This window comes from Streptomyces kebangsaanensis (genome assembly GCF_001906585.1).
Classification (GTDB): Bacteria; Actinomycetota; Actinomycetes; order Streptomycetales; family Streptomycetaceae; genus Streptomyces; species Streptomyces kebangsaanensis.
Genome location: NZ_JUJA01000053.1, coordinates 67073 through 69462 on the forward strand (window position 1 = coordinate 67073; position 2390 = coordinate 69462).

General features: G+C 73.3%; 1 protein-coding gene and 1 pseudogene. One reads left to right on the forward strand and one right to left on the reverse strand.

The window, feature by feature from the left end; translation table 11 throughout:
- Position 1 precedes the first annotated feature (1 nt).
- Positions 2-934 (forward strand): TAXI family TRAP transporter solute-binding subunit (locus RH94_RS07750; protein ID WP_407697268.1); only part of this gene is annotated, 933 nt, incomplete at its 3' end.
- Positions 935-961: 27 nt separating this feature from the next.
- On the opposite strand, the pseudogene RH94_RS07755 reads toward RH94_RS07750, so the two are convergent.
- Positions 962-2371: pseudogene (locus RH94_RS07755) on the reverse strand (sensor histidine kinase); the annotation flags it as partial.
- Positions 2372-2390 lie beyond the last annotated feature (19 nt).

The window sequence follows — 2390 nt, forward strand, 5'->3', positions numbered from 1 at the left end:
CCTGCAGGGCACGACCGCCGGTGTCGTCGCCCTCGGGCTGCTGCTGTGGTGGCTGCTGCCGCTGGGCGACACACCGCCGAGCGGGACGATCACCTTCAGCACCGGGGCCCTGCACGGGGTCTACGAGCAGTACGGCGAGCGGCTGCGCGCCGCGTTCGCCAAGGACATGCCCGACCTGGAGGTGCGGCTGCTGACCAGCGACGGCTCGCAGGAGAACGTCACGCGCGTGGCGACCGGCCGGGCCGACTTCACCATCACCGCGGCGGACGCGGTGGAGACGTACGAACTGAACCACGGTGCGGGCGCCGCGCGGCTGCGCGGTGTGGCCCGCCTCTACGACGACTACGTGCAGCTCGTGGTCCCGAGCGGCTCACGCGTGACCTCCGTGCGGGACCTGCGCGGCAAGCGGGTGTCGATAGGGCCGCCGGAGTCGGGCGTCCGGCTGATCGCCGAGCGGGTGCTCAGGGCGGCCGGGATCGACCCGGAGACCGACATCCGGCCGATGAGCGACGGCATCGACACCGGGCCGGGCCGGCTGCGGCAGGGCGAGCTCGACGCGTTCTTCTGGTCGGGCGGACTGCCGACGGACGGCATCAAACGGCTGGCCGGGAAGTTCGCGTTCCGGTTCGTGCCGATCGAGGCCGAACTGGTGGCCGAACTGCACGCCGAGGGCGGCGCCACGCGCTACTACCGGGCCACCAACATGCCCGAGTCGGCCTACCCGACGGTCCAGCACGGCGAGACCGTGCCGACGATCGCCGTGTCCAACCTGCTGATGACCCGCGAGGACGTCGACCCGAGGCTGACCGAGTGGGTGACGCGCACCGTCATCAAGAGCCGCGACGGCATCGGCGCCCACGTCCACTCCGCCCAGCTGGTCGACCTGCGCACCGCCATCTACACCGACCCGCTCGCCCTGCACGAGGGCGCACGCNCGCCGTTACTACCGTTCCGTCAAGCCCTGAGGCCCGGTCCTCGGCACGGTCACCGTCGCCTTCAGCCCGCGCGGCTCCTCGCCTCGATGGTGGTCGTAGGAGACGGAGCCGCCGCCCGCCGTGAGCAACGCGCGCGTGATGGACAGGCCGAGGCCGGAGCCCTTGACGTTCTGGTGGCGGCCGCTGCGCCAGAAGCGGTCGCCGACGCGGGCGAGTTCCTCGTCGGTGAGGCCGGGGCCGTGGTCGGCGACCACCACCGTGGACGTGTCGCGGTCGCAGGAGACCCGTACGTCGACGCGCTCGCCCCCGGGCGTGAACTTGACCGCGTTGTCGATCACCGCGTCCAGCGCGGAGGACAGCGCGACCGGGTCGGCCCAGGCCGTGGTGGCCGGGCAGTCGCCGGCCAGCCGGACCCCCTTGGCCTCGGCGGCCGGCGTCCAGGCGGCCACCCGCTCGGCGGTCAGCTCGCCGATGTCGATGAGCCGCAGGTCCGGCTCCGCGTGCTCGGCGAGCGCCAGGTCCAGCAGATCGTCCAGGACGTGCGCCAGGCGCTTGCCCTCGGTCCGGACCGAGGCGATCTCCTCGTTGTCCTCCGGCAGCTCCAGGGCGAGCAGCTCGATGCGGAGCAGCAGCGCGGACAGCGGGTTGCGCAGCTGGTGCGAGGCGTCGGCGACGAAGGCGCGCTGCTGTTCCAGCACGTCCTCGACGTTGTCCGCCATCTCGTTGAACGACCGGGCGAGCCGGCGCAGTTCCGGCGGCCCGCCGGCCGCCGCCACCCGGGACTTCAGCCGCCCGGTGGCGATGTCGTGGGTGGTGGCGTCGAGGACGCGTACGGGCTTCAGCACCCAGCCGGTCAGCCGCAGCGCCGCGGCGACGGCGACCAGCATCGCGACGCTCTCGCCGGCACCGATGAGCAGCCAGCCGTGCAGTGTCCGGGACCGCATCTGCCCGGTCGGCGAGTCGGTGACGACGACCGCGACCACGTCGCCGTCCCGGATCACGGGGGAGGCGACGACGAGCCGGTGCCGCTGCCAGGGCCAGACCTGCTCCGGATCGTGGCTGCGCCGGCTCAGCAGCGCCTCCCCGAAGGCGTCGTGGACCTCGCCCGCCTCGGGCAGGAACCAGTCCGTCGGCGCGTTGGCCATCGGGATGCCCGACCGGTAGTAGACGCCGGCCCGGATGCCGTAGACCTCGTGGTAGCTGGCCAGTTCGCGGCTGAGGGTCTCCAGGCGCTCGTTCGTGCCCGTCCGGGGGGCGTCGACGGGCCGGTCGGTGACGAACTGGGCCAGGGCGGCGAAGCGCGCCGTGTCGTCGATCCGGTCCACGACCACCTTCTGCTGCTCGGCGCCGGCCACGCTGACGGCGAGCGGGACGCCGAGGGCGAGCAGGACGGCCGCCATCAGGACGATGAGCAGCGGCAGGAGACGTGTGCGCACCCGTCCCCGCTAGGCGGCC